The sequence below is a fragment of the Verticiella alkaliphila genome, assembly GCF_018904615.1.
GTDB lineage: Bacteria > Pseudomonadota > Gammaproteobacteria > Burkholderiales > Burkholderiaceae_B > Verticiella > Verticiella alkaliphila.
Genome location: NZ_JADCNH010000003.1, coordinates 38,256 through 61,586 on the forward strand (window position 1 = coordinate 38,256; position 23,331 = coordinate 61,586).

General features: G+C 66.8%; 23 protein-coding genes and 1 tRNA gene. 11 read left to right on the forward strand and 13 right to left on the reverse strand.

The window, feature by feature from the left end; translation table 11 throughout:
- Window positions 1-100 precede the first annotated feature (100 nt).
- The gene (gene hemA / locus IMZ29_RS03090) at window positions 101-1,369 is read right to left on the reverse strand and encodes a glutamyl-tRNA reductase (RefSeq protein ID WP_216180357.1); all 1,269 of its coding nucleotides are present in this window, start codon (window positions 1,367-1,369) and stop codon (window positions 101-103) included.
- Between the two features lie 157 nt (window positions 1,370-1,526).
- Between hemA and IMZ29_RS03095 the strand changes: the two genes are divergently transcribed.
- Together IMZ29_RS03095 and IMZ29_RS03100 are read left to right on the forward strand one after the other, a co-directional pair.
- Window positions 1,527-1,602: transfer RNA gene (locus IMZ29_RS03095), tRNA-Phe, on the forward strand.
- Window positions 1,603-2,032: 430 nt separating this feature from the next.
- Window positions 2,033-2,305, forward strand: coding sequence for a hypothetical protein (locus tag IMZ29_RS03100; protein WP_216180359.1), 273 nt, complete (start codon window positions 2,033-2,035; stop codon window positions 2,303-2,305).
- A 511-nt stretch (window positions 2,306-2,816) separates the two neighbouring features.
- Here the strand turns inward: IMZ29_RS03100 and IMZ29_RS03105 are convergent.
- Genes IMZ29_RS03105 through IMZ29_RS03115 form a run of 3 tightly spaced genes read right to left on the reverse strand, consistent with a single transcriptional unit; the run spans window position 2,817 to window position 5,788 of the window.
- Complete coding sequence (locus tag IMZ29_RS03105) at window positions 2,817-4,304, reverse strand: tripartite tricarboxylate transporter permease (RefSeq protein WP_216180820.1); 1,488 nt, start codon at window positions 4,302-4,304, stop codon at window positions 2,817-2,819.
- Entirely contained in the window at window positions 4,304-4,786 is a 483-nt protein-coding gene (locus tag IMZ29_RS03110; protein WP_216180361.1) for a tripartite tricarboxylate transporter TctB family protein, read from the reverse strand. The genes IMZ29_RS03105 and IMZ29_RS03110 overlap by 1 nt, the downstream gene beginning before the upstream one ends.
- A gap of 45 nt (window positions 4,787-4,831) precedes the next feature.
- Window positions 4,832-5,788 carry a Bug family tripartite tricarboxylate transporter substrate binding protein gene (locus IMZ29_RS03115; protein WP_216180363.1) on the reverse strand — a complete coding sequence of 319 codons (957 nt, stop codon included), beginning with the start codon at window positions 5,786-5,788 and terminating at the stop codon, window positions 4,832-4,834.
- Window positions 5,789-6,044: 256 nt separating this feature from the next.
- On the opposite strand from IMZ29_RS03115, the gene IMZ29_RS03120 reads away from it, so the two are divergent.
- The 5 genes from IMZ29_RS03120 to IMZ29_RS03140 are packed head-to-tail and all read left to right on the forward strand — an operon-like array spanning window position 6,045 to window position 9,745.
- Window positions 6,045-7,040, forward strand: a complete 996-nt coding sequence (locus IMZ29_RS03120) for an acyl-CoA dehydrogenase family protein (protein WP_216180366.1) — start codon at window positions 6,045-6,047, stop codon at window positions 7,038-7,040.
- Window positions 7,028-7,786 (forward strand): PIG-L deacetylase family protein, encoded by a 759-nt coding sequence (locus IMZ29_RS03125; protein WP_216180368.1) that lies wholly within the window; start codon window positions 7,028-7,030, stop codon window positions 7,784-7,786. The genes IMZ29_RS03120 and IMZ29_RS03125 overlap by 13 nt, the downstream gene beginning before the upstream one ends.
- A complete protein-coding gene (locus IMZ29_RS03130; RefSeq protein WP_216180370.1) occupies window positions 7,783-8,367 on the forward strand; it encodes a class I SAM-dependent methyltransferase in 585 nt (194 codons plus the stop codon). Before IMZ29_RS03125 ends, IMZ29_RS03130 begins: the two co-directional genes overlap by 4 nt.
- Window positions 8,364-9,062, forward strand: coding sequence for a glycosyltransferase family 2 protein (locus IMZ29_RS03135; protein ID WP_216180373.1), 699 nt, complete (start codon window positions 8,364-8,366; stop codon window positions 9,060-9,062). Before IMZ29_RS03130 ends, IMZ29_RS03135 begins: the two co-directional genes overlap by 4 nt.
- Window positions 9,063-9,112: 50 nt before the next feature.
- Window positions 9,113-9,745 (forward strand): ABC transporter ATP-binding protein, encoded by a 633-nt coding sequence (locus IMZ29_RS03140; RefSeq protein WP_216180377.1) that lies wholly within the window; start codon window positions 9,113-9,115, stop codon window positions 9,743-9,745.
- Window positions 9,746-9,809: 64 nt separating this feature from the next.
- On the opposite strand, the gene IMZ29_RS03145 is transcribed toward IMZ29_RS03140, so the two are convergent.
- The 5 genes from IMZ29_RS03145 to IMZ29_RS03165 form a co-directional block, all read right to left on the reverse strand.
- Complete coding sequence (locus IMZ29_RS03145; protein WP_216180380.1) at window positions 9,810-12,737, reverse strand: DUF4135 domain-containing protein; 2,928 nt, start codon at window positions 12,735-12,737, stop codon at window positions 9,810-9,812.
- A 44-nt stretch (window positions 12,738-12,781) separates the two neighbouring features.
- The gene (locus tag IMZ29_RS03150; protein ID WP_216180382.1) at window positions 12,782-13,798 is read right to left on the reverse strand and encodes a hypothetical protein; all 1,017 of its coding nucleotides are present in this window, start codon (window positions 13,796-13,798) and stop codon (window positions 12,782-12,784) included.
- Between the two features lie 69 nt (window positions 13,799-13,867).
- Window positions 13,868-14,173 carry a Nif11-like leader peptide family RiPP precursor gene (locus IMZ29_RS03155; RefSeq protein WP_216180385.1) on the reverse strand — a complete coding sequence of 102 codons (306 nt, stop codon included), beginning with the start codon at window positions 14,171-14,173 and terminating at the stop codon, window positions 13,868-13,870.
- 82 nt (window positions 14,174-14,255) lie between these two features.
- Window positions 14,256-15,746, reverse strand: coding sequence for a dihydropyrimidinase (gene hydA, locus IMZ29_RS03160; protein ID WP_216180388.1), 1,491 nt, complete (start codon window positions 15,744-15,746; stop codon window positions 14,256-14,258).
- A gap of 94 nt (window positions 15,747-15,840) precedes the next feature.
- Complete coding sequence (locus IMZ29_RS03165) at window positions 15,841-16,782, reverse strand: LysR family transcriptional regulator (RefSeq protein ID WP_216180391.1); 942 nt, start codon at window positions 16,780-16,782, stop codon at window positions 15,841-15,843.
- A gap of 115 nt (window positions 16,783-16,897) precedes the next feature.
- Here IMZ29_RS03165 and IMZ29_RS03170 point away from each other — a divergent pair, with 115 nt between their 5' ends.
- The 4 genes from IMZ29_RS03170 to IMZ29_RS03185 all read left to right on the forward strand — a co-directional run bounded on the left by IMZ29_RS03170 (window position 16,898) and on the right by IMZ29_RS03185 (window position 20,166).
- A complete protein-coding gene (locus IMZ29_RS03170) occupies window positions 16,898-17,566 on the forward strand; it encodes an aspartate/glutamate racemase family protein (RefSeq protein WP_216180394.1) in 669 nt (222 codons plus the stop codon).
- A 50-nt stretch (window positions 17,567-17,616) separates the two neighbouring features.
- Window positions 17,617-18,624 (forward strand): N-carbamoyl-D-amino-acid hydrolase, encoded by a 1,008-nt coding sequence (locus IMZ29_RS03175; RefSeq protein WP_216180397.1) that lies wholly within the window; start codon window positions 17,617-17,619, stop codon window positions 18,622-18,624.
- Window positions 18,621-19,664, forward strand: a complete 1,044-nt coding sequence (locus IMZ29_RS03180; protein ID WP_253206741.1) for a threonine ammonia-lyase — start codon at window positions 18,621-18,623, stop codon at window positions 19,662-19,664. Before IMZ29_RS03175 ends, IMZ29_RS03180 begins: the two co-directional genes overlap by 4 nt.
- Before the next feature lie 88 nt (window positions 19,665-19,752).
- Entirely contained in the window at window positions 19,753-20,166 is a 414-nt protein-coding gene (locus tag IMZ29_RS03185) for a VOC family protein (protein WP_216180826.1), read from the forward strand.
- A gap of 87 nt (window positions 20,167-20,253) precedes the next feature.
- Here IMZ29_RS03185 and IMZ29_RS03190 read toward each other — a convergent pair whose 3' ends face one another.
- Genes IMZ29_RS03190 through IMZ29_RS03205 form a run of 4 tightly spaced genes read right to left on the reverse strand, consistent with a single transcriptional unit; the run spans window position 20,254 to window position 23,328 of the window.
- The gene (locus IMZ29_RS03190) at window positions 20,254-21,189 is read right to left on the reverse strand and encodes a 2-hydroxyacid dehydrogenase (protein WP_216180400.1); all 936 of its coding nucleotides are present in this window, start codon (window positions 21,187-21,189) and stop codon (window positions 20,254-20,256) included.
- Between the two features lie 2 nt (window positions 21,190-21,191).
- Complete coding sequence (locus tag IMZ29_RS03195) at window positions 21,192-21,875, reverse strand: amino acid ABC transporter permease (protein WP_216180403.1); 684 nt, start codon at window positions 21,873-21,875, stop codon at window positions 21,192-21,194.
- 17 nt (window positions 21,876-21,892) lie between these two features.
- Window positions 21,893-22,573, reverse strand: a complete 681-nt coding sequence (locus IMZ29_RS03200) for an amino acid ABC transporter permease (protein ID WP_216180406.1) — start codon at window positions 22,571-22,573, stop codon at window positions 21,893-21,895.
- The gene (locus IMZ29_RS03205) at window positions 22,570-23,328 is read right to left on the reverse strand and encodes an amino acid ABC transporter ATP-binding protein (protein WP_253206743.1); all 759 of its coding nucleotides are present in this window, start codon (window positions 23,326-23,328) and stop codon (window positions 22,570-22,572) included. The genes IMZ29_RS03200 and IMZ29_RS03205 overlap by 4 nt, the downstream gene beginning before the upstream one ends.
- Window positions 23,329-23,331: the final 3 nt, after the last annotated feature.

Genomic DNA, 23,331 nt, shown 5'->3' on the forward strand with positions numbered 1-23,331 from the left:
GCAGTGCCCAGACGGATGAAGAGACGAGAGGGGCCAGCCACAGGCGGCCGGCACGGGCAAGGCCTGCGCACGGCAGACGGCCCGGGAAAGCCGAGCGCCGCTAACGCTCGCGCAGGGGATACAGGCGCGGCAGCCAGGCGAGCAGTTGCTCGCGGTGCTCGCCTTCGCTTTGGTTGAGCGCGGCCAGGGGGCCGTGCAGATACTTCTGGGTGAGCCCGTGGGCCAGCTGCTCGAGCACGGCCTCGGGGGATTCGCCGCGCGCGAGCATCTTGCGCGCGCGATCGAGCTCGGCCGCGCGGATGGCGCCCGCCGCCTGGTGCAGATCGCGGATCACCGGCACCATCTCACGCGTGCCCAGCCAGTGCATGAAATGCTGCACCCGGGTTTCGATGATGGCCTCGGCCTGCACCACCGCCGCCTTGCGCGCGTCCGTGGCCGATTGCACCAGCCGGCCCAGATCGTCCACACAGTAGAGATAGACGTCGTCCAGCCGGGCGACTTCGGCTTCGATGTCGCGCGGCACCGCCAGATCGACCATCACGATCGGCTTGCGACGCCGCTGACGGGTAGCCCGCTCCACCATCCCCAGGCCGAGGATGGGCAGGGAGCTTGCCGTACAGGAGACCACCACGTCGTAGTCGGCCAGCCGCTCGGGCAGGTCCGACAGCTTCATGGTGTCGCCCGAGATGCGCGTGGAGAGCGTCTCGGCGCGCGCGAGCGTGCGATTGGCCACCGTGACGCGCTGCGGATGCTGCGCGGCGAAGTGGGTGGCGCAGAGATCGATCATCTCGCCCGCGCCGATGAAGAGCACCTTCACCTGGGTGAGATCGCCGAAGACCCGCTCGGCCAGCCGCACCGCCGCAGCCGCCATGGAGACGGACTGCTCGCCGATGGCCGTCTGAGAGCGGACTTCCTTGGCCACCGCAAACGTGCGCTGGAACAGCTGGTGCAGCAGCGTGCCGAGCGAGCCGGCATCATCTGCCGTGCGCACGGCTTCCTTCATCTGCCCGAGGATCTGCGGCTCGCCCAGCACCATCGAATCCAACCCGCTCGCCACGCGGAAGGCGTGACGCACGGCGTCGTCCTGGTCGTGACGATAGAGATGGGGGTGCAGATCGTCTGCCGAGATGCGCTGATGCTCGGCCAGCCAGATCGGCAGCTGCCGGGCCGCCTGGGGCTCGGCCGCACAGTAGATCTCGGTGCGATTACAGGTGGAGAGAATCGCCGCTTCGCGCACCGCGCCGCCAAACGCCGCGCGCAGGCCATCCAGTGCCGGGCGCAGCAGGTCACCCGTCAACGACACCCGCTCGCGCACGGCAAGCGGCGCGGAGGTGTGGTTCAGACCGAATGTGATGACGTCGACCGACATACGTGAGGCCCGTGGCACCGGACGCAGGGCGCCGGCAGCGAGCTCGAATCAGGAAGCGGAAGCCTAGATTATAAGCAACCGACCGTGAGAACGCACAAAAAAGTCCTGCACACGGTTTGACGTGGGTCAAATATGGTGTATAGTTGCGGTCTTCGTTGGCCTGGTAGCTCAGTTGGTAGAGCAGCGGATTGAAAATCCGCGTGTCGGTGGTTCGATTCCGCCCCAGGCCACCAAGGAATTCCAAAGGGGGCTGCACGTGAGTGCAGCCCCCTTTTTCGCGTCCTCATTCGTGGCGGCGTGAGGCGTCGGACAGTGATGGGTCTGAGCGCTTCGGTCGCCTTTAAGGCGGCCTGTGATCGACGATGGTTGCGCCCCCAAGACCGGCCCCTCATGAATGATCAGTGCTCGATTGCTGCTTGTTCAAGCCTCACCGACGAGTTGCCGTGCACTGGCAGGCCCATATGCTGTTGGCCCACGAAGGCTCAGCGCTGGTCTGAGCGATTTACGTGGCAGCACCAATGGTCATTGCGGCCGGTGACCGCCACAATGACATCCCGCAATTGCAGTTGGGAGATCATGGATCCGACGAACGAGCGCCAGAAGTCCAGGAGCTGAAGGTCGAGCGGCAGTCGCTCATCATCGCGACTATAAACAGGAGTCTATGTGAAAACCGGAAAGTCGATTCCCGGGGTCGATCGCCTACCGTGGTGGCAGCAAAAATGGGTAGTCGAGTTCGGAGCCGCGACGCTCGCATTGCTATTACTCATGCGGCAGCGGCGCTCCCCGCCGTCTGACGATCCGCTGAGTGGACAAATGACACTCGGCGTGATTTACTTTGATTCAAGTAGTCGCGGCGTGTTCGACAACGAAGAAGTTCAGGAGCAGATACTTTCGTTGGTTGACGCAATCGCAGACTATGTAACCTGGAGGTATTAAGATGACTACTCCCAAAACTCCAAAGGGTCCGGGCAGTAAGTACATCGAGAGCACCAGTCTCGTATCCCCTACCGGATCGAAACTGGTGGTGCGTAGGATCCGCTTGACGCGAACCGGCCGCGATGCTCTTACTACTCAGAGCGAAGGAATTCCGGATCGAGCCTCGAAGTCCTTTCGCACGAAAGAGCAGTTTGAGCCTGCCTGAGTCGTCTGCTGAATGAGCCCGCTAAGGCGGGCTTTTTTGCGTCACCTGCAGCCATGGTGGCACATTGACAACCATCCGCCGCGTGATCGCGCGGATATGAGCAAGACGACATATGGCCTGAGGCACCCTCCGTGCCTTGTATCAAGATCGATCAGATCAACGTTGAGAGACTGAGTGTGCTAGATGCAACCTGCGCTGCCACGTCCGGCCGCAGTTGTCGTTTGCGGTACGGCTATGGCCGTAACGGATCCGCCTAGGCAATAAGCTCCTGCGGGGCCGCACGTACGACACGAAGTGGAGCGCAGACTACGCGACCTTCTTCACCCGATTGACCAGAATCGGCACGAACAGGAACAGCGCGGCCAGCGACAGGAACGCGATCGACACCGGCGTCTGCACCAGGACCGACAGGTTGCCCTGCGCTGCCGCAAGCGCGGTGCGCAGCTGGTTCTCTGCCATCGGCACGAGGATGAGCCCGATCAGCAGCGGGGGGATCGGGAATCCATAGACGCGCATGGCGTAGCTCATGACCCCGAGCGCGGCCATCAGGAGCAGATCGAACACGGATCCCGACACGCCCCAGATGCCGATCATGGCAAAGACCAGTATCCCGGCGTAGAGCTGCGGGCGGGGCACGCGCAAGAGCTTGACCCAGATGCCCACCAGCGGCAGGTTCAGCACCAGCAGCATCACGTTGCCGATGTACAGCGAGGCGATGAGGCCCCAGATCAGTTCGGGATTGCTGTTGAAGAGGAAAGGGCCGGGCTGCAGGCCGTAGTTCTGGAAGGCGGCCAACAGGATGGCCGCGGTGGCGGACGTGGGTAGCCCCAGGGTCAGCAAGGGCACGAGGATGCCTGCGGCGGCCGCGTTGTTGGCCGCCTCGGGGCCGGCCACGCCCTCGATGGCCCCCTTGCCGAATTCGTCCTTGTGCTTCGAGAGCTTGCGCTCCATGGCGTAGGACAGCATGGTGGGAATCTCGGAGCCGCCGCCGGGAATCGTGCCGATCGGAAAGCCCAGCGCGGTGCCGCGCAGCCACGGTTTCCAGGAGCGCTTCCAATCCTCGCGCGTCATGAAGGTCCAGCCCTTCACGGTCACGATCTCGTCCTCTTCCTTCACATAGCGGCTGGCTACGTAGAGGATTTCGCCCACGGCGAACACCGACACGAGGACGACCGTGAGCTCGACACCGTCGAGTAGTTCAGCCGCGCCGAAGGTCATGCGGGGCTGGCCGGTCATGGCGTCGATGCCGATGAGGCCCAGGCCCAGGCCGATGAACAACGACACGAAGCCCCGGACCCGGGATGCACCCATGACGACGGCCACCGAGGTGAAGGCCAGCACCGTCAGCGCAAAGTAATCCGCCGGCTTGAGCAAAAAGGCCAGCTCTGCCACCACTGGGGCGGCAAAAGTGAGCAGCAACGTGGCGATCGTGCCGGCCACGAAGGAGCCGATGGCCGCCGTCGCGAGCGCCGCGGCGCCGCGCCCGGCCCGGGCCATCTTGTTGCCCTCGAGCGCGGTCATCATCGACCCCGCTTCGCCCGGCGTATTGATGAGTATGGAAGTCGTGGAGCCGCCATACATGGCGCCGTAAAGCACGCCCGCGAACATGATGAACGCGGACACCGGCCCCACCGACACGGTGATCGGCAACAGCAGCGCGATGGTGAGTGCCGGCCCGATCCCGGGCAGCACGCCGATGGCGGTGCCCAGCACGGATCCGACGAAGGCCCACATGAGGTTGGTGGGCGTGAGCGCCACCTCGAAGCCCTGCAACAGCAACGCCAAGGTGTCCATCACAGCCCCGCCAGCGGGAGGAACCCGCCCAGTTGCAATCCCAGCCAGCCAAACAGCCACCAGCACACCGCGCCCAGCACGAACCCATAGATGAGATCGGCCAGCACGCGGCGCGAGCCGAAGGCGCGGGCCACCAGCATGAAGGACAGCATCGCCGTCACCGGCAGGCCCAGCGTCTCGATGGCAAGCGCCGGCAGGACCACGGCCAGGAGCGCGGTGAAGAAGGCCCGCTTGTCCATGGGCTGCCCAGCCGCTGCGTTCTCGGCGCCTTCAGGCTCGAACACCTCACCCCGGGCGATCTGGATCAGCAGCAGGATGCCCAGCACGACCAGACCGAGCCCCACCACCGACACCAGCATGCCCGGGCCGATCGCCGCGTACTGCGCCGTGGCCGAAAGCTCGGTCGAGGCATATAGGCAGACGCCACCCAGGCCCATCACCGCCAGCCCCAGCCACCAGGGGCCTTTGCGCAACCCAATCATCCACGTTCCTTCAGGCGTCACCGCAAGAGAAGACGGCGTTGGCCATTACTTGGCCAGGCCTGCGTCCTTGAGCACCTGATTGATGCGCTGGCTCTCGCTCTGCATGAAGGCGCCGAACTGATCGCCCGGCAGGAAGTACGGATCCCAGCCCTGCTTGGCGAGCACGGCCTTCCAGGCGTCGCTCTCGCTGAGTTTGGTGAAGCGGTCCACCCATTCCTGGCGATTGGCCTCGGGCATGTCGATGGAACCCAGCACGCCGCGCCAGTTGGCGATCTCGACGTCGTAGCCCGCTTCCTTGAAGGTCGGGACATCCGGCAGGTTCTTCATGCGTTCGGCGGTGGTGACGCCGAGGATGCGGATCCGGCCATCCTGCGCGAACTGCTGGAACTCGGAAACCCCCGAGATCCCGGCCTTCAGCGTGCCGTTGACGATACCAATCACCGTATCCGAGCCACCCGCCTGCGGGATGTAGTTGAGCGACTGCGGGGGCACGCTGGCGCTTTGCGCGAGCAGTGCCAGGGCGATGTGGTCCACGCCGCCCGCCGAGCCGCCACCCACGGCCGTCGCGCCGGGGTTGCTCTTCAATGCCTTCACGAAGTCGTCGAGCGTCTTGTAGGGGGAATCGGCCTTGACGGCGAGCACCAGGTATTCGGCCGTGAGGCGGGCCACCGGCTTGAACTTGCTGAGATCGATGGGGGATTTGTTGAGTGTGACAGCGCCCACCGTGATCGCACCGAACACCGCCAGCGCATCCGGCTTGCCCTTGGAGGCCCGCTGGAAATCCGCCAGGCCGATCGTGCCGCCGGCGCCACCCTTGTTCGTGTAATTGACCGTGCCAGTGTAGATGCCGGCCTGATTCATGGCCTGGAAGGCCTGCCGCCCCGTGGAATCCCAACCGCCGCCGGGATTGGCCGGCAGCATCACGCTCACCTGCGCGTGCGCCGCACCCGCGCACACCACTGCCCCGAACGCCAGTGCCTTCAGCCACTGAATCGCTTTCATGCCCGTCCCCTTCTCTCTCTTGTTGTCATCACGCGAGGCGATCGTGGCAGCGTATGCCTCTGCCCATGACCTGTCAATGCGCTGTCATTCCACTGTCAATTCGGCGTGACTGCAACGTACATGACCAGAGGCTGCGGCAGTGCAGCGCGACAGCAGGCTCGCGGCTGCATAGGGGAATGCCGCTTGCTTTGTGTCTTGCTGTCCCCGCAGCACGTCGCTGTGTTGCGGGCCTGAAAACGCTGAACTGGATCCTGCCGTGAACGCCACTGGGCTGCGCCTCGAGCACCCGCCTGATGTCTTCGCCAAGCTTCGTCGGCTGATCGAAGACGGGCTCGACGGCCTGCCTCGACCCGGCAGCGGCCGGACACTGGAACGCTGGCGCGCGCTGGCCGCCGTTGCCGAGCGGGATCTCACACTCGCGAAGCTCTTCGAAAGTCATGTGGATGCGATCGCCATCCTGCGCGAACTCGAACCAGACCACCCGGACGCTGCACCTGGCCTTTGGGCCGTCTGGTGCGCCGAGCCACCGGCGCAGAGGGTGATGTCACGCGCGCGGGGCGCTGACGGAGTGAGACTAGACGGCATCAAGGCCTGGTGCTCGGGAGCCGCTCACGTCGATCACGCGCTCATCAGCACGTGGGACGACGAAGGCCGCCCACAGCTGGTACAGGTGGCCACGGCGCAGCCGGGAGTGCGGGTGGGCACCGACGGTTGGGCCGCGGTGGGCATGGCCCAGACCGCCACGGTGGACGTGGCATTCGATGGCGCCGTCGGCGTGCGCGTGGGCGCCCCGGGCGAGTACGTGTCCCGCCCGGGTTTCCTGCACGGCGGCGCAGGCGTGGCTGCCTGTTGGTACGGCGGCGCGTGTGCCCTGGCCGCTCATGTCCGGCGCAATGCCCAGCAGCGGCCCGAGGACGCTCATGCCCTCGCGCACCTTGGCGCGATCGACGTGGCCCTGGCCCAGGCGCGCGCGCTGCTGCGCGAAGCCGCCCACGCCATCGACGCCACGCCCTGGGACCCCTGCGCGCAAGCCGTGCAACGCGCGCGTCTGGCCGTCGAAGCCGCGGCCGAGACCGTGCTGCACCGTGCCCCGCGCGCCGTGGGTGCCGGGCCGATGTGCAAGGACGCGACCTTTGCCAGGATGATGGCCGACCTGCCCGTTTTCATTCGTCAAAGCCACGCAGAGCGCGATCTCGCCGCACTCGGGCTGGCACTGTCACCAAAGAATCTCGCCTCACCATGGACACTGTGAGCTCGCGCTTCATCCAGGGCGAAGGCACGCCCGAATCCGTCTGGCAGGCGTGGCTGCGTCGTCATCCATTGCCCGCGGCCACCACGGCGCAGATCGTCAGCCCAGCGCGCGCCCTGCACGTGGTTGCCCCCCACCCAGACGACGAGATCCTCGGCTGCGCGGGGATCATGCGCCAGGCGGCCCGTCTGGGGGCGAGCATTCACTTGTGGGCCGTGACGGATGGCGAGGCGAGTCACCCAGACTCCCCACGATGGCCTGCGGCGCAACTGGCCAATGAACGCACGCGCGAAAGCGAATGGGCGCTGCACCGTCTGCGGGTGCCGGCCACACGTTACCGCCTCAGGGTGCCTGATGGCGGGGTCGAGCCCCAGGAAGACTGGCTTTCGGCGCGTCTCGCGCGGTGCCTGTCGCCCGGCGACACCGTCATTGCGCCCTGGCATCTGGACGGACATCCCGATCACGAAGCCGTGAGCCGGGCCAGCCGCCACGCAGCCGACGCGAGCGGCTGCACGTTCCTGGAAGTGCCAATTTGGGGCTGGCATTGGGCCGACCCCGAGCGCGGCGATTTCCCGGCGGAGCGTGCGATCGCCATCGCTCTGGATGCGGACGATCAGGGTGCGAAGCGCGACGCCATCCAGACCTTCCGCACGCAGCTGGATGCCGATCCGTCGACGGGGCGTGCGCCCATCCTGCCGGATTTCGCACTGGACCGGGCGCTGCGCGACATTGAGGTGTTGCTGCGATGACGGATTTCGAGGCGATGTATCGTCGCGACGCGGATCCTTGGTCGGTGCGTAGTGCCTGGTATGAGCGCCGCAAGCGCGCGCTCCTCATGGCCGCCTTGCCGCGCGAGCGCTACCGCATGGCCTTGGAGCTAGGCAGCGGCACGGGAGAGACGACGCGTGTGCTTGCCGCACGCTGCGACGCCGTACGCGCCGTCGATCTGTCTGCCACGGCGGTCGAATCGTCCCGCCAGCTTTTGTCTACCGACGGTATGTGCAATGTGGATGTCGCCGTCATGCGCTTGCCCGAGGCCTGGCCACTCGGCGAGCAGGAGCAGGCGGACCTGATCGTGGTCTCGGAACTCGCCTACTACTTCGACGACATGGCGCTTGCGCGCTTCTTCGCGAAGTGCCACGCGAGCCTGGCGCCGGCTGCCGACTGGGCCATGTGCCACTACACGCGGGATTTCCACGATCGCTGCCAGCCCACTCATCGTTTGCACGACGTCGTCGACGCCATGCCGGACCTGCGCCGCATCGTCGCCCATGTCGACGAGGCGTTCCGCCTGGACATCTGGCGGCGCGTTCCCGGAGGCATCCGATGATCGGCGTCTGCATTCCCGCGCACAACGAGGAGCACGACATCGCGCAGTGCCTAGACTCGGTGCTGGTGGCTGCGCGCCATCCCGGGCTGAGCGGAGAATCGGTGCAGATCGTCGTCGTGCTGGACGACTGCACCGACGGCACCGCCGCGCTGGCGGCAGCGTGGCCCGTCACCACCCTGAGCACCCAGGTGCGCAATGTCGGTCTGGCCCGATCCGCCGGCGCCGGGCACCTGTTGGCCGAGGGCGCGCGCTGGCTGGCGTTTACGGACGCCGACACCGTGGTGTCGCCGGCCTGGCTGTACCATCAATTGTCGCTTGGCGCGGATGTCGTCTGCGGCACGGTGGGCGTGGTCGGCTGGGAGCGGCACGGCCCTCACGCCGCGCAGGCCCGGCAGGCATTCCTCGCTGCCTACCAGGATCGCGATGATCACCGGCACGTGCACGGCGCCAATCTCGGCATCTCGGCGCAGACCTACCAGGCCATCGGTGGATTCGAGGCCCTGGCGTGCAGCGAAGATCAGGCGCTCGTGGATCGCCTGGTCGGTGCCGGCGTGGCGATTGCGTGGTCGGCGTTGCCTCGGGTGCAGACGAGCGCGCGGCCCTTCTCCCGCGTCGAAGGCGGGTTCGCATCGACGATCCGTCGGGCCTGGCGGCCGGGCGAAGGCGCGCCCGCCCTGGCAGCCGCGCCGGGATGAACGCAGGCGTTGACAGGGCCCGAGCGCACGCATTGACATAGAATCGCGACATGTCTACGCCCTTGCTCACCATCGAGCGCGTGTCCCATCGCTACGACACGCGCGTGCTTTTCACTGATCTGTCCTGGGCTGCTGGTCCGGGCTGCTTTGCGCTGGATGCCGAGAGCGGCACTGGCAAATCCACGTTGCTGCGCATTCTGGCCGGGCAGGCCGAGCCGGGCGGGGGCGAGGTCACCGTGGCTGGCCATTCCTTGTCGAATGCGCCGGATGTCGCACGCGCAGCCCTTAGCTTCATTCCCGAAGACTTCGCCGAGTACCCTGCGCAATCGGGCCGCGCGTTCCTTGCGGGCGTAGCCGCGTCACGTCAGGTAGCGCTCGGCGCTGACACCATGGCACTCGCCGACGCCTTCGGGCTTACGCCTCACCTGGACAAGCGCTTCGACCAGATGTCTTTCGGCACACGCAAGAAAACGTTCTTCACGGCCACCGCGCTGGGACAGGTGCGGGTGATCCTCGCGGACGAGCCAACCAGCGGCCTGGACGGCCCATCACGGCGCGTGCTGGCGGATTTTTTTCGGCACAAGGGCACCAGCAGCCTGGTGCTGTTCACCAGCTACGACGCCGATTTCGTGCAGACCACGGCGGCGCGTTTGATCAGGTTCAGCGACATGCAGCAAGCCTGAGTCGAACCCGGCAACTGAGGTGTCTTGCCATCGACGACCACACACGCCGCAGGGGGGGCTTCGCTCACACGTCCAGCAGGCTCGGCACCGCACTGGGCGCATGCAAACGTAGGCACTGATAACCGATGCCTGCCAAGCCGTCGAAGAGACCGCTCGTGGCAGGTGCCATGGGCGCATCGTCGCCCAGCTTGAAGCCCGATTGCGCCGCGCGCGCCAGCAGCGCTCCCATGCGCTCGTGCGCGACCTCGATAAGCGGAGCGCGATCCAGATGCTGACCCGCCAGCAGTAGCGCTTCCACAAAGCCTGTCTCGCCGCAGCACAAGAAGTCGCCAGCGCAAGGCCCGGTGGCATGGATCCGACGCAGCGCCCGATCGATGTCGCGCGCCACGGGCGCCAGCACGTCGGGGCTGCATCCGGCATGGCGCAGATCCCGGGACGTCGACAGACGCGCGATCAGAATGCCCGGCGCACCGTGGCACCATGCGGAGGTGAACGCGGCCGGCCTGTCTGGCCCCCCTCTTCCGTCTTGCCACTCCCCCTGCACAGGGTCGAACCAGTCCGATTCGCGCTCGATCAGCGCCAGCGACTGAGCGGCCCACTGACGAGCCCCGTCCGGCTTTCCCCATTGCCCTGCCAAGCGCGCCAACGCTGCTGCCGCGCGCGCCACCCCAGCAAGCCCATGAGACTGTCCAGCCCAGACGCGCGACTCGCTCGAGAGCCCTGTCAGCGCATCGCGCAGCCGTGCGGCCTGCCTCGCGAGTCCGGGTGGGGGCAGGTCACCATGGCGCACTCGTTCACAGGCAACGACGATCCAGCCACAGGCGCCTTGCAGATAGTCCAGCGGGGGCAATGGGGGCGCGCTCGCCGCCCCGTCAGTCTGGCCATCACTCAAGGCGCCTGATGCCAACCCAGGCAACACGAGCGCCGCACGTTGCCGGGCGAATGCCTGCCCCGCCAGGCCACGGCCGAGTCCTGCGCTGGACAATGGTGCGAGATGTTCGAAGACGGCTCGCGCCATCACCTGGTACGCGGGCGTCTTCAGCACATGACCGGCCATCGCCAGGAAGAGGGCGATGCCGGCACGCCCCGCGTAATAATCGTCGCCGAGCTGCTGCAGGCGAAGGATGCCGCCGGCGTCCTCTGACCGCACGCCTAGCCAAGCCGCGCCGCCGCGACCGTCGTCGATGGCGGTGGCAAGAAGATGATCAGCGATGCGGCGCGCCGTCTCTGCGAACGCGTCCTCCTCGGCCTGCGATCCGCGGTTTGCCGCTGGACGATCCGGGAACGCGGGCGCGGGCGGCGTCTGCAAGACGCTCTTGAGCGTGCAGCGCAGTGCATTGCCCTCAGCCTTGCTCAATGCGGATAGCCTTATCGCCAAGGCGCTTGCCGGCGGCATCGGCAATACGTGGGTGCCGACCTCCTGATCGTCGAGCCACATCGACTGCCTGTCCATGCGAAAGCTGGCGTAGGGGACGTCCAGCTTGCTCACGGAGAGCCGTTCGGCAGCGAGCGCCTGCCAGAGTCGCGCACCTTGCGGTGCACGTAGGTAGCGTGGCGCGAGCGCATCCAGACGGACGGCAAAGCGACGGGAATCCGCCAGGCACGCCGGCCGCCCCAGCATGTCGAAAAGACGACCGTACGCATTCGTCGGCCGCAGGAGCAGACGCCCCTGTGCGCAGCGCAGCCCGCGCAGCGGACCGCAGAGACGGCCATTCACCGCGAGCGCAGGGCCTTTCGCAAGCCAGAGCTGCCATACCGCATCGAACCCGGCGAGGAGTTCGTCGCGATGTGCCGCGAGCTCACTCAGGTGGGGAGAACCCAGGACGCTGGTGTTGAGCCACTTGCCGCGTGCGTTGGGATCGGCGTGCCAGTAAGGCAGGATGCCGTTGTTCAGCAATCGGCGCACAGCGTCTTCGCGCGGGGGGTGCAGCAGGTCCAGTCCACTGTCGATGAGGCATTCGAGATCGACCGCCACGGGATACTCGCCGACGACGATGAGATTCTCCGCGTGGATGTCGTAGCTGCCCAGCACCGCGAAATGCGCCATCAATCCGCCCAGCCGGTGGGCAAGGCGTGCTCGCTCGTCCAGGTTTGCAGGCGCTCGGCCGTGGCACCATCGCATCCAGCCATAGCCTTCTCGCGCAAAGACCTCGGCGGTCTGCTGGTCCAACCCAGTCCCCTGCGCGCGGGCCCAGTCGAGGATCTCGGCGAAAGCCACCTCCATGTCCAGCGGTCGCGGCTTGTAGGCCACGTCCCCGCCCTCGGCCAACGTCAGTCGGCTCACGCGCTGCCCGCCACGGTGCGGATCGCCCTGGTCAGGGTCCAGGCGCGTTACAGGCAGCACCGTCGGCACGCCCAGCCAGGCGGCCAGCGCCGCGGCATCCGCATCGAGCCTGCGCAGCAACACGATGTTTGCGCTGATCCAATGCTCACAGGCGCGGATCAGCAAGCGCGCGGCGGCCGGGTAGGCTTCACACAAGGCCGCCAGCGTGACGGGCAGGCAGCCCAACGCGTCTGCCGAGACGAGGCGGGTGATTGGATGCGTGGCGCGGTAGGCCTGGGCCGCCAGGCCGACGTGCGCGCACAGCAGACGACCGAGATCCTTGGCCAGACTGGCCTCGGCTCTCGCCGAGAGCAGAGTTGCCAGAGCGATGCCTTCGCCGCCCAAGGCGGTGCGTAGCGTCTCCATGCCCGCGGCCACGGCCGGCGCGCAATAGGCCTGAAGGGCCGGCGCGTCCAGCTCCGAGGGAACCAGGCCGACCGCAGCCTGGACCACCACGACGGCCCGATCCCACGCCGGTGACGCCCCGACGCTCCGGGGCAGTGCGCCGTCGAGCCGTTCGAGGCTCGAGGCGTGGCTGCCGGCCATCAGCCACGACCGCAGCGCCAAGGCGGAGACCTCTGACCGTCGCAATCGACGCCGGACCGTGGCGCCATCGCCCAGGATCCGCTGCCACTCCTGCAAGAGGCCGCGCACGTGGGCCGCGTTCATGGGCACCTTGCGCCAGTCGCGCCACCGCAACCGATCCTCCCGCGTCATGGTGCAGCGGCCGCCCACGCATCGGGAATCCAGCGACGGCCGAAGCCGAGATAGGCTTTCAGGCCCACGGGTCGGCCCGGCTCGACGACGAGCTTCAGATGATTGATGGTGCGCCATGCATATAGCATGCCGGGCTCGCCGGCAAGGGCACGCTGCGCCCCGTACGATGTGCCAGGCAACGCCTGACCACCACTCCAGCCCTGCAGGGCCGCACTGGCCAGTTCGCTCAACAGGCCCGTCGCGCACAGCCGCTGCAGCAGCACACGAGTGCGCGACAGCATGCCTGCGCCCCGCCGCGTCACGAGTTCGAGCCCCCAACGAGGGCCGATGCCGTCGTCGCGCACATCAATGCAGGTCACGAGATTGTCCGAAGCGGCAAGCACGGCATCCATGGCCGTGCTTCGGAGGGCCGCCACGCCGGGGAGCGCCAGGTGCGCAGCACTCGGTCCACCGATGTTCAGACGAACCGGATGCCCTTGCCGCCCTGGCATGGCCGCCACGTAGCCGATCTGCAAGGGCCCGTTGCCCAGGGCGTACCGCTGCCAGCACGCGTCGAGGGCGTCGGTGGGCTCGGAAGCGCCCAGCAGCGCGGCTGCGACGCGAGAGAGCAAGGCCCTGTCGCGTCGGTGGTCTGGCTCAATGCCAACGAACAATGCGGCTTGTGCGGCATGACCGGGACGCACGATGTCGTACTCTGCCCAGGCCTCGCGCAGGCAAACGCAGGCAGGGTCGCCGGGCCGGCGCGCCTCTATCACGTCGAACACGTCGGCAAGACGGCGCAATTCCTCGGGAACGGTGTCCGCATGAGACCAGCGCCATCCCGGAATCAGCGAGACATCCAGACGCTGCGGCTGGGCAAGGTCCAGTTCCAGTAAGCCCGACGACGACTCATACTCATCGGGCAGCTGGGAGGCCCAATGGCGGACGGCGTCCACACTGTCAGGTGATACAGGAAGCCGAGAACAATGGGTGAGCGCCTCGGCAACGAGTTCGGCTGCGGCCCCTTCAGACATGACAGAATTCTCTGGCAAGGTAACAGGATCCGGCGGCACGCCGACGGATCCTCGGGTCTGCCACCGGCCTTACTGGCCAGGGCACCAGCCATAGAGCTTCATGCACTTCGTGTCCTGCGCAGTATCCGTGTAGTAGGCTGCGCCCCCACTCACTGCCTCGAGCTCTTCATCCTTCAACTCTGCGCCAGCGGAAACTTCACCCTGCACGGCTGCGCGGATGTCATCAGCGGACAGGGAGTAACCCTTTTCCTGGGCGATCTTGGCGGCCTCGGCGAAGAAGGGCTCGCCTTCGGGCGCTTGCTTCAAGCGGTCGACAGCGGCCGGATCAGCCGTGACCTTCTGGTAGAACTCTTGATACGACTGCGACTTGGACATGAGATGACCCTCGGTTGGAAAACGCAACAAAGTATAGGGATCTCGTATCACGAAGTCACGCAATGTTGCTAGCACCGATTGCCTATTGACATGGCTCTCCGTAGCTTTTCCAGGCCTTGCCGCGCAGATCCAGCCAGCGCGAGGCCGCCGACGGATTCGGCCGCATGGCGCCGTCCAGGATCGGCGTCGGGCAACGGCGCGCCACGTATTGCCCCTGCCCACGCTCGGCCAGGAGCTCGCCCCGATCCACCACGACCCGCCCCCGGCTCAGCACCGTCTCAGGCCATCCCGTGATCTCCCGGCCTTCGTAGGGCGTGTAGCCGACATTGTCGTGCAGGTCGTCCCAGCGGATGGTGCGTTTGACGCTCGGATCCCACAGCACGATGTCTGCGTCCAGCCCCACGGCGATGTCGCCCTTGCAGTGCTCCAGGCCATACATGCGGGCGTGGTTGGTGGCCGTGAGCTGCACGAACTGCTCAGGCGTGATGCGGCCCGTGAGCACGCCCTCGGAAAAGAGCAGCGGCAGGCGCAGCTCCAGGCCTGGCACGCCGTTGGCCATTTCCTTGAAGGTGGTGGCGTCGCCCTTGGGCAGCTTGCCGCTGGTGTCGAAGCGAAACGGCGCGTGGTCCGAACTATAGAGCTGCAGGGTGCCGTCCAGAAAGCCTTGCCAGACGGCCTCCTGCGCATCGGCGTCGCGCGCGGGCGGGCTGCAGCAGAACATGGCCCCGTCCAGACCGTCGCGATCCATGTCCTCGGCGGTCAGGAAGAGATATTGCGGGCAGCTTTCCGCATGGACCTTGCTGCCCAGGCGCTGCGCCCCCCGGATCAGGTGAATCGCTTCCGGGCCGGAGATGTGCACGAGCAGCACGGGCACGTCGAGCAGACGCGAGAGCGAGATGGCACGCGCGCTGGCTTCCGTCTCGGCCAACGGATCGTGCGCCACGCCGTGGAACTTCGGCGCCGTGAGCCCCTTGTCCAGCAGGCGGCGCGCCACCCAGCGGATGACGTCGTGGTTCTCCGCGTGGATCATGAGCATGGCGCCTTCGCGCCCCGCGGCCTCCATCACCTCCAGCAGATGATAGTCCTCGATCTTGAGTGCGTCGTAGGTCATGTAGACCTTGAACGACGTAATGCCGTCAGCAATGGCGCGCGGCAGGTCCTGTGCCAACATTTCCGGGGTGACTTCCGACAGGATCAGATGGAAGCCATAGTCGACCACGGCCTTTTCGCGGGCGCGACGGCTGTAGTCTGCGATGACGTCGGGCACCCGATGGCCGCGGTGCTGGGCCGCGAACGGGATGACGGTGGTCGTGCCCCCGAAAGCGGCAGACACGCTGCCGCTGTAGAAATCGTCCGCGCACATGACGCCCGTGCTTGACGCCTGCTCGATGTGCACGTGGCTGTCGATGCCGCCTGGCATCACCCAGCGGCCGGAAGCATCGATGTCCTGCACACCGGGGGCCAGGTCTGGTCCGATGGCCGCGATCTTGCCATCGATGATGCCGATGTCGGTCTGGACCGTGGTCGTGGAGGTGGTGACGCGTCCGTTGCGGATCGTCAGGTCATAGCGCATGGCTGTTCCATCGTGAAGTTTCGCCGCTGCAGGATTGTTCAGCGGCAAGGGGTCGCTGTCGCTGTCTCTTTTGTGGGGCGACGTTAACCCCGCGTTAAGCGATGGCGACTTCCGCAGCTTCTTCCTCGACAGCCTCGAAGCCGTGATCGACCAGCAGATCGCGCAGCACCTGGATGAAGCTGCGGGTGAGTTGCGCGGGCGGTTCGTAGCGCAGATGCACCAAATTGGCCTGCAATATGGGTGCATCGTCGATCGGACGCACCAGAATGGGGCGCGCCTTCGACCAACTGCGTACCGAGAACTCGTCGACCAGCGCGATGCCCATGCCGGTCTCCACCATGCTGCCCGCGTTCTGCGGAGACCCCACCTCGACCACCGTGGACAGCTGACGGCCGCGCGACTCGACGTGGCCAGCAATAAGGCGCCCCATGGGCGTCTCGGCGCCATAGCCGATCATCGGCCAAGCGCAGAGGTCGTCCAGGCTCAGGGAGTCCCTGGCCGCGAGCGGGTGGCTGTCATGCATGATGCACACCAGCCGATTCAGGCACAGCGGCGTGATCTCCAGATTGGGGTGCTCCAGCGGGAGGCTGATGATGCCCAGATCCGCCTGGTGACTGAGCAGCAGCTTCTGGATGTGCTCGTAGCTGTGGCAGGCGAAGGTGACCTTGCAGTCCGGGTGCACCTCGCGAAAGTTCGCCACGGCCTGCGGGATCACGCTCTGCCCCACGCTGGGGCTCGAGACGAGGTTCAGGATGCCGGTGCGATTGAGCGCGAGATCCTTGGCGAGGTGGTTGACCCGCTGCACGGATTCATAGACGTGCTCCACGGCATGGAAGAGTTTCTTGGCTTCCGGGGTGGCGAAGAGCCGGCCCTTGATGCGCTGAAAGAGCGGAAAGCCGATGCGCTGCTCGGTGTGCGCCAGCAGACGGCTCACGGCGGGCTGCGACACGAAGAGCAGTTGGGAAGCGCCCGCAATGGTGCCCGTGGTCATCACCGCTCGGAAGACCTCGATTTGGCGCAGGTTCAGGGAAGCCATCCGGCGTCGGACCTCGATTAACAAAAGGTTAATTCACACCGACGTTTGTGCAATTTCTGTGCCATTTGCTTTCCCGTACAGTCTCCGGGTCGAGACCGGTCACGGGGATAACGTCATGCAGCGCACTCTCTATGTCATCAACCCCAATCGCAGCGGGATCGTGACGCAGGGCATCGATGCGGCGCTGAAGCCGCTGCGCGTGCCGGGCGGCCCACGCATCGAATGCCTCACCTCCGAAGACGGGCCTCCCGGTGTGCAGACCCAGCAGGATGTCGACGGGGCCGTGATGCCCCTGGTGAGACGCTGCGTCGCGCTGCCTGCGGACTGTGCCGCGGTGATCATCGCCTGCTTCAGCGATCCAGGCCTGCATGCCGTGCGCGAAGCCATGGCACCGCGCCGGGTGCCCGTCTTGGGCATCAGCGAGTGCGGCCTGCTGACGGCGCTCACGCTGGGGCAGCGCTTTGGCGTCATCGCGATTCTCGATACCTCGATTCCCCGTCACCTGCGCGCCTACGGCGCCATGGGCATCCTCGACCGCTTTGCGGGGGAACGCGCCATCGGTCTGCAGGTGAGCGAGCTCACCGACCACGCACTGACGCTCGAGCGCATGATCGACGCCGGCCGCCATCTGGTGCAGCACCAGGGCGCCGACGTCCTGGTCATGGGCTGTGCCGGCATGGCGGGGTTCCGCGACGCGCTCCAGGACGCGGTCGGCGTGCCTGTCGTCGAGCCCACGCAGGCCGCGGTCTCCATGGCCCTGGGCCGTGCGCTCCTCGGCTGGTGACGGCCGCCCGCCCTCTTCATCGAACACTTTCCTCTCCTTTGCCGCTTGCCATGACTCGCACCATCACTGTCGCCGCCGCCCAGCTGGGCCCCATCCAACGAAACGAGGAACGCGACGTCGTCGTCGCGCGCATGGTCCGACTGCTCGAGCGAGCCCACCGAAGCGGCGCCAACGTGGTCGTGTTTCCTGAACTCGCGCTCACCACGTTCTTCCCCCGCTGGTACGTGGAGGATCTGGACGAGGCTGACGCCTGGTACGAAGAGACCCTGCCCTCGCCCGCCACCCAGCCCCTCTTCGACGCCATCCGCAAGTACAGCCTCACGTGCTACCTGGGCTACGCCGAGCTCGCCTACGAGCCGGACGAGACCGGCATCATGCGCAAGCGCCGCTTCAATACCTCCGTGATCATCGCGCCCTCGGGCGAGATCGTGCTGAAGTACCGCAAGGTGCACCTGCCCGGCGACAAGGAGTTCTCCAAGATCCGCAACGTGCAGCATCTGGAAAAGCGCTACTTCGAAGTCGGCAATCTGGGCTTTCCGGTCGTGGGCGCGCCGGTGGGCGAGGTCGAGCGCGTCAACATGGGCATGCTCATCTGCAACGACCGCCGCTGGCCCGAGGCCTGGCGCGAGCTGGGCCTGCAGCAGGTGGAACTCGTCATGCTGGGCTACAACACCCCAGCCGTGAACCAGGAGAACCGCGGCTTCGAGGCGCATCACCTGCGCAACTTCCACTCGCAGCTGTCGATCCAGGCGGGCTGCTACCAGAACGCGACCTTCGGCGTGGGCGTGGCCAAGGCAGGCAACGAAGACGGCTTCGAATTGATGGGCCATTCCATCATCGTCAATCCGCAGGGTGAGATCATGGCCATGGCCACGAGCTGGGACGACGAACTGGTGGTGGCCGACTGCAACCTCGCCATGTGCGAGCTGGGCCGCAACACGATCTTCAACTTTGCCAAGCACCGCCGCCTGGAAGCCTACACCCGTATCACCAGCCAGACGGGCAGCGCGGCCCCTGCCGTGTGGCAACCCGCGACGTCGACCACGGGAGCCGCATGATGCCGGCCACGGCGATGCGCGCAGCAGGCCTGCCCGAGACGATCGCACATGAGCTTCTGGGCGCGCTGCGCGTGCCGCGCTTTGTCGACGTGCAAGCCGCAGCGCAGGCCATTGCTCCCCACGTGCGCCGCACGCCCTTGCTGCATTCGGCGGCGTTGAGTGCACGCGCGGGTGGCGACGTCTGGCTCAAGCTCGAATGCCAGCAGCTGACGGGCTCTTTCAAGCTGCGCGGGGCCTTCAACGCCATCCTGGCGCTGGATGATGCCCAACGCGCCCGCGGCGTGGTGGCCTACTCCACGGGCAATCACGGCCAGGCGATCGCCTGGGCCGCCAGCGCCCTCGGCGTACCGGCCACCATCGTGATGCCGGTGGACGCACCCCGCAACAAGGTGCAGAAGGCGTTGGACAAGGGCGCGCGCGTCGTGCATTACGACCGGCGCACCGAGAGCCGCGAGGACATCGGCATGCGCCTCATGGCCGAGACCGGCGCGGTGCTGGTGCCGCCCGGCGATCACCCGTTGGTGCTCGCCGCGCAAGGCACCGTCGCCCTCGAAGCGGTTCAGGATCTGCCTGCCGATGCGCGGGAGCGCCTCGGCCTCTTTGCCGCGCCGTGCGGTGGCGGGGGACTGATGGCGGGCTGCTGCCTGGCATTGGACACCCTCAGCCCGGACACGCGTCGCGTTGCGGTGGAGCCTGCGGCGTTCGACGACACGGTGCGCTCGCTCGCGAGCGGGCGGCGTGAAACGAATCCGTCGTCAGCCGCCAGCATCTGCGACGCCCTGGCCGCCGTCACGCCCGCCGAGCTGCCCTACGCCATCAACGGCGCACTCCTGTCCGGCGCGGTCTCCGTGACCGACGACGAAGTCCTCGCCGCCATGCGGTTCGGGCTGGAGGAACTGCGGCTCGTGCTGGAACCGGGCGGCAGCGTTGCCCTGGCTGCCCTGCTCGCGGGCAAGCTCTCGCTCGACGGTCAGAGCGCCGTCATCGTGCTGTCGGGCGGCAACGTCGATCTTCCGCTGTTACGCTCGGCCCTCGGGTGAGCGTCACTGAATCACCACGGGCAGCGCCATGTTCCCGGCGGCTGCCCTTTCTGTCGTCATCGCCCCAATGATTGGAGCCGCCATGCAACTGCCTTCCGCCTTCCACTTCGCCTTCAACGTGACCGATCTCGACCAGGCGCGCGACTTCTATGGTCGCGTGCTGGGCTGCCAGGAGGGCCGCAGCACCGACACGTGGGTCGACTACGATTTCTTCGGCCACCAGATCTCGATGCACCTGGGTACGCCCTTCGCCACCGCCGACACGGGAAAGGTCGGCAAGCACCTGGTGCCCATGCCCCACTTCGGCATCATTCTTCTGCTGCCCGAATGGAAGGCCCTGGCCGAGCGACTCACCCAAGCCGGCATCGATTTCGTGCTGCCGCCGCAGGTCCGCTTCGAGGGCGAGCCGGGTGAGCAATGGACGATGTTCTTCCGTGACCCGTTCGGCAATCCGATCGAAGTGAAGGGGTTTCGTACCGAGGAAGCCGTTTACGCAGCGTGATGTGGGGTCGTGGCGGGGCACGGCCCTCCCGGCGTCTTTGGCTGACAGCCGGCCGCTGGTGCATCCTGCGCCAGCGAGCTCGGGCGGTCAGGCCTTCAGGAAGTGCGCATTCAAGCGCTGCAGCGTCAGCGCCAGGATCGTCTCATGGGCTTCGGCCGTGAAGCCGCCCCGGTGCGGCGTGAGCACGGTACGGTCGCTGTCGATGAGGCCAGGGCTCACCTCGGGTTCGTGCTCGAAGACATCGAGACCCGCGCCGGCGATCTCGCCACGTTCCAGCGCCTGCACCAGCGCGGCTTCATCCACGGCCGTGCCGCGGCCCACGCTGATGAGATACCCCGCCGGGCCAAGGGCCCTGAGCACGTCGGCACCGACGATATGGTGCGTGGCGGCGCCGCCCGGCAACGTCACGAATAGGTAGTCCACCTCGGCTGCCAGCGCCACGAGATCCGGGACGCGCGGCCAGGCGACCTCAGACACCGGGTTGCGCGAGAAGTACGACACCTCCACGTCAAAAGCCGCCAGGCGCTTGCCCAGGGCCTGCCCGATGGCGCCCATGCCGGCAATGCCGGCACGGCGTCCGCTGACGCGGTGCACGGGCACGGCGTCCGCCCCCCAGCGCAGCGCGCGCACGTCGCGATCGACGACGAGGATGCGGCGTGCCAGGGCGAGCATCATGCCCATGGCCAGCTCGGCCACGTCCACCGCGTTCAGCCCGGCACCGGTGAGCACCGTGATGCCGCGACGGCGCGCGGCGTCCAGGTCGATCGTCTCGGTGCCCGCCCCCAGATTCAGGATCAACTCGAGCGCGGGTAGCTGGGCCAGCACGTCGTCCGTCACCTGAAGCCCCCCGCTCGTGCAGATGAGCGCGCGCGCCTCGGCCCCATGCGCCTGTACGAGCGACAACGGATCGGCGGCAGCGTGCACGGGCACGAGCACATACGGCGCGGGGATGCGCGCCTGGACTTCGTCGGCCAGCCACGGGCCGAGATGCAGGATGGTGATGGCAGTCTGGGAAGCGGTCATGGTCAGGCGGTGCCCATGCGCTGGGCCTTGCGATGTTCGAGTCGGGCGAGGAGCCGGGTGAGCGGCCACAGTAGCGCAAGATACAGCAGCGCGGCCAGCACGATGGGCGACGGGTTGTACACGAGCGACTGCACGTCGCGCGCGGCGCGCAGCAGCTCGGGCATGCCCACCACGCTCGCGATGGCCGTGAGCTTGATGATCTCGATGCAGTTGCCCAGCAGATCCGGCAGCACGTTGCGTGTGGCCTGCGGCAGGATCACGTCGCGCAGGGCCTGCAGCTGCGTGAGGCCGGTGGAGCGGGCCGCCTCCATCTGGCCCACGGGAATCGTCTTGATGCCCGCGCGGAAGACTTCGGCGAAGTAGCTCGCGTTGTTCAGCACGAAGGCCAGTGCCACGGCGAGCAGCTTGGGCAGATCGCCGATGACGAAGGGCAGGCCGAAGTACAGGAAGATCAGGAGCACCAGCGGTGGGAACGCCCGAAAGAAATCGATGTAGACGATGATCGCGCCACGCACCCAGCGGCTCGAGGACTGCGTCTGCCCCAGGGCGAGCAGGAGGCCGGCGGCTGCGCCGAGAGGGATGACCAGAGCCGAGAGCCAGAGCGTCGTCCAGAAGCCGCTCAGCAAGTGCGGCAAGGCCTCGCGAAACACCGCGAGGTTGAAGAAGTTGTGCAGGAAGATGTCCACGGGCGGCGACTCTCGGTTCAGCGCTGCTCGGCGCGGCGTTCGAGCCAGCGCGAGAACACCACGATGGGCAGGAAGACGAGCAGGTACAGGAACGCGCCTACCGTCAGGGGCGTCGGATTGCCCGAGTTGGAGGAGGCCGCCTGCGAGACGCTCAGGATCTCGCTCAGGGCGACGACCGAGCCCAGGGCAGTGTTCTTGGTGGTGGAGATGACGCGATTGGTGAGCGGCGGCACCGCGCGGCGCAAGGCCTGGGGCAGGATCACCCAGCGCATCGCGCCCCACCACGAGAGCCCCGTGGAGCGGGCCGCCTCGGTCTGCCCGCGCGGCAGCGACGCGATCCCCGCCCAGATGCTTTCCTGGGCATAGGCGGCCAGCACCAGCGAGAGCGAGAGCCAGGTCGCCATGAACGACGACAGGTTCACCCCCAGCGTGGGCAGGCCGAAGTACAGCAGGAAGATGATCACCAGCGGCGGCAGCGAGCGCACGATGTCCGAGAAGCCGATGATGAGTCGGCGCGCCACCACCTGCTGCGTGGCGCGCACGATGGCCAGCGCCAGCCCCCAGACGAGGCCAGTGGCGACCACCGCGAGGCCAAGGCCCACCGTGATGAGCACGCCCTGCAAGATCTCGGGCGCGTACTGCGCCGCGACCTCACCGTTGAAGAAGGTGAAGAAGAACCCCGAGCCCGGCTCGCTCATCGTGCCTCCCGGCCCCGGCTGTTCATGTAGCGGCCGACGAAACTGCGCGTGCGCTCGCCCTGCGGGCGCTCGAAGATGTCGGCCGGCGTGCCGGATTCGGCCACGACGCCACCGTCCATGAAGATCACCCGATCCGCCACGGCGTGTGCGAAGGCCATCTCGTGCGTGACGACAAGCATGGTCATGCCTTCGTCGCGCAGCGAGCGCATCACGTTGAGCACTTCGTCGACGAGCTCCGGATCGAGCGCACTCGTGGGCTCGTCAAAGAGCATGACGCGCGGCTTCAAGGCGATGGCGCGCGCAATGCCCACACGCTGCTGCTGCCCGCCGGACAGCTGGCCCGGGTAGGCCGACGCCTTGTGCGCCAGCCCCACCTTGGACAGGGCCTCCTGCGCGACGGCGTCGGCCTGCGCGCGGCCCATCTTCTGCACACGCCGCAGCGCCAGCGTGATGTTGCCGAGCACGTCCAGGTGCGGATAGAGGTTGAAATGCTGGAACACCATGCCCACGCTCTGGCGCAGGCGGTTGATGTCCACGTCGAACCGCATGATGTCCTCGCCGTCGATGACGATCTGGCCACCCGTGGGCTCCTCCAGTCGGTTGCAGCACCGCAGCATGGTGCTCTTGCCGGAGCCGGAGGGGCCGATGACGCACACCAGCTCCCCCGTGCGCACCCGGATGTCCACGCCGCGCAGGACTTCCTGCTCGCCGTAGGATTTGCGCAGGCCGATCAGTTCAAGGATGGGAGCGTTCATGGT